2 protein-coding genes are annotated in these 3858 nt (G+C 31.8%); both read left to right on the top strand.

Annotated features, from left to right (window positions below; translation table 11 throughout):
• Positions 1–426: 426 nt before the first annotated feature.
• Positions 427–2118 carry a right-handed parallel beta-helix repeat-containing protein gene (locus HN894_06710; GenBank protein ID MBT7143012.1) on the top strand — a complete coding sequence of 564 codons (1692 nt, stop codon included), beginning with the start codon at positions 427–429 and terminating at the stop codon, positions 2116–2118.
• A 53-nt stretch (positions 2119–2171) separates the two neighbouring features.
• Positions 2172–3185, top strand: coding sequence for a DUF255 domain-containing protein (locus HN894_06705; protein MBT7143011.1), 1014 nt, complete (start codon positions 2172–2174; stop codon positions 3183–3185).
• The last annotated feature ends 673 nt before the right edge of the window (positions 3186–3858 follow it).

The raw sequence follows: 3858 nt of genomic DNA, 5'->3' as shown, positions 1-3858 counted from the left end.
TTCTATAGCTATGCCATGGCAGATGGTATCTTTAATTATCTGTTTGATAATAAATATGGGCTAATTTATAAAACTAAACCCAAAATCCCTGATAGCCAGCTATCTATAATTTGGGAGGAAAATTGAGGAAACTTCAGTAAGTCATTGAATATGTTTTCTTTGCGAAAAATTGCGATTTACATGGCGTCCTTTGCGGTTATAATATTTATTTCGCTTTAGTTTATTTATTTACAAACCCTTAGCATGTTACAATTTATTATCATACACTGATTTGTTGCTTTTTATTAACTAATTAAATCTCCCGTCTGCCGCAAGCATATAATTTTTGGTACGAATTCAGTTGAAGAAACTTAAAGTTGCAAATTTGCGGTAGCTGCGTTCAATATAAAATAAGTAGCTTTGCATAAATATATAAACAATTCAAAAATGGTGATTCAAAAGTCTAAACTATCAATATTTCTTTTTCTATTATTTTCATCATATTTTACATATAGCCAAACAAATGTAATAGTACAGTTAAGCGAAAAAATGATTGATGCACAATCTGGAATTTATACGAATGTAGGACCTGGAGATACCGTGTTTTTAGTAAGTGGAATTAGAGATTATCTTTTAGTGAAAAATTTCAATGGGAAAGAAGATTCGCAGATAGTTTTTATAAATCATCAAGGTTTGGTAGATTTTGATTCTGAAAATATTTATGGTATTTCTTTTCGTGGATGTTCGCATATAAAACTTACTGGTAGTGGTACGGGCACCAAAAAATATGGAATAAGAATTTCTCGCCTCGAAGCTGAAAGTAGTGTTGGAATATCCATTGGAGAATTGAGTAGCGATATTGAAGTAGAATTTGTGGAAATCTCAAATTGCGGATTTGCAGGAATTCTTGCCAAAACTGATCCCGATTGGTCTTTGGCTTCGGTGCGAGATTCGTTTACGCAGTACAATACAGTACTTCACGATTTATATATCCACCATGTTGGCGGCGAAGGAATTTATTGTGGATATAGCAAATATGAGGGTGTACAATTAGTAAATAATGGAGAAAGTATGTATGTTTATCCTCACTTATTGAAAGGTGTGCAAATTTATAACAATATAATTGTGGATACCGGATACGATGGCATTCAAGTTAGTTCTGCAACCGAAAATTGCAATATCTTTAACAACACAGTCATTAATGATAGCAGAAAAGAATTTATTATACAGATGAGTGGAATAATTCTTGGTGGTGGGTCGAAATGCGAATGTTTTAATAACAAAATATTGCATGGCCATGGAACTGGAATTTTGGTTTTCGGACTTGGCGGTACTAAAATATACAATAATTTGATAGTTGATCCTGGGAAATATTTTGAGCCAGACGATATATCGAAAAGGCAATATGGAATATTTTTTTCTCACAAATCTATTGAGAAGGATTCGAGTTATTATTTTTTTAATAACACAATAATAAATCCGAAATCTGATGGAATAAGAATAAATGATTCTATTAGTAAAGGAAATCTTGCATATAACAATATTATTATAAATCCGGGTTCTTACGAAGAATATGAAAATGATAATACGGCTGCAGTGGGAGCTGATGCTTATATTAGAAAAGCAATTCCGAGCGTAGATATCGACACATTCCGAAATATTTTTACCCGCAATATAGAAGACATATTTTTTGTTAATCCCATAGGAGATAATTTTCAGCTTCAAGAAAATTCGCCACTAATAGACAAGGGTTTAGATCTGTCTAATTATGGAATTTTTATCGATATTGAAAACAACTTACGACCACAAGGAATGACTTTCGATATAGGTGCTTTTGAAAGTCCATATTCAAAACCCGAGAATTTTCCTGAGAATGCTGAAATATTTAGCATTTCTCCAAATCCAACCGACGATAATTTTGAAATAAAATATTCTATCAATGAAGATGCAAATGTAAATCTGTATATTTTAGACTGTGCAGGCAGAAAAATTGTTTCACTTAAAAATAACCATTTTCAATACAAAGGAACTTATATTGTAGAATATTTTGTAGAATCTACTAATTCGGAACTGCTTTTTTGTGTTCTTGATGTGGATAATAAACTTTTGGTTAAGAAAGTTTTGTACATCAAAAAGTAACTATTTGAGCAAAAACAATAATATTTTTCTATCGAAAAAATTATATTTGCCGTATGAAAAAAATGATATTAATACTTGCGGCAATAGCTTTTTTGCCTTTGTTGATAGAAGCTCAAATGCTGAATAATCAAGCAAAAGTAAATTGGATAAGTTTTGAAGAAGCAGTTTCGCTTCAAAAAAAAACACCTAAAACCATTTTTATAGATATGTACACCGACTGGTGTGGATGGTGCAAAAAAATGGATCAGGCAACATTTGCAAATCCTGGCATTGCCTCCTATTTAAATGCAAATTTTTATTGTGTAAAATTCGATGCAGAAAGAAAAGATACGGTTTCCTATAAGGGAAAACAATATATTAATCAAGGACAGGGCAGAAGACCTACGCACCAATTAGCAATAGAATTGTTAAAAGGGAAAATGTCGTATCCAACAATAGTATATATCGACGATGAATTCAATGCAAATCCAGTTGGAGGATATATGGATCCTATAAAAATTGAGCCTCTTTTGGTTTATTTTGCGGAAAGGATTCACAAATCGGCAAATTTTGATGATTTTAAAAAATACTTCGAAAAAACTTTTCACAAAAAAGAAAATCCGCCAAATCTTATAAAATGGTATTCATTCAATGAAGCAATTGAACTAAACAAAACTAATCCGAAAAAGATAATAATAAATATATATTCTAAATGGAACAAGGGAAGTTCGGTTATGAATAACAGTACATTTACAGATAGCACAATTGCAAGCTATATCAACCGGAATTATTATCCTGTGAAAATTGAAGCTGAAACTACTGATACAATAATTGTTGGAGAGCAAACTTTCATAAACGAGCAGAAAGTTCTAAACTATCCACACCAATTGCCAATTAATCTTTTACAAGGAAAAATGGCTTATCCTACAATGGTTTATCTCGACGAAAAATCCCAAATCATAAACCGTGTGAACGGATACATGCCACCAAAAGCAATTGAACCAATTATAAAATATTTTGCTGAAAATATATATAAAACAACGAAATACGAAGATTACTTGAAAGCATTTAAAAGCAAAATTCGGTAATTGTTGAATTATGAATTATAGCTATTTCTTTTTTTGAGGTGCTGAAGAGAAATGTTTTGGTGATAGCTATCTGTAAGCTAAAATGCATTATTATAGGCTGTTCTTCGAAAACCTAAGGAAACAAACTCCTTCGAAAGTTTCATGAAAATAGCCTTTTTTGTCATCTAATGATAAATTGAATTTGTAAAAGGCTAAAAGTCCGATTTGTGTTTTTACATGTTTTTGCGTGCTGAATATTAACAATTTAGATTATTTTTGTTTTCTTTTTCTTGATAAAAAGAAACAAAAATCAAGGCTACAGATTATTTTAGGACAATACTAATTTCTCAATACTCCCCGCAAGTAAAGTCGCCCTTTTTCCTTGAATTTACTAATTATCACTCTGAGAATCAGCAATCTAAATATGTTTTTCCCATAATTGTTGGAGGGCTTGTTACTTACTTAGCTATGCCCACCGCCAGCATTTTCGAAAAGTATTGTTCCCAAAATTCTCTGATGCCACCGCAGCAATAAAGTTAGAACAAACCTAATAATGAGACTATTAGTTGCAGAAGACGTGAATTTTATTGTTATCGACAATTATCAACAGTTGTTCTCACCAAAATAATTTTGATAAAAATTATAGGCGTTGGCCAGAAAAAATGGCGGGCGGGCGCTGGGATGTGGGTTGTAG

The organism is Bacteroidota bacterium (assembly GCA_018692315.1).
Taxonomy (GTDB): Bacteria; Bacteroidota; Bacteroidia; order Bacteroidales; family JABHKC01; genus JABHKC01.
Note: the sequence above shows the minus strand (reverse complement) of the source record. Positions and strands in the feature narration are given on the sequence as shown.

What these genes read in the sequence shown, in the direction of transcription:
- HN894_06710 (MBT7143012.1), top strand. Translation starts at nt 427, where the DNA reads ATGGTGATTCAAAAGTCTAAACTATCAATATTTCTTTTTCTATTATTT.
- HN894_06705 (MBT7143011.1), top strand. Translation starts at nt 2,172, where the DNA reads ATGAAAAAAATGATATTAATACTTGCGGCAATAGCTTTTTTGCCTTTG.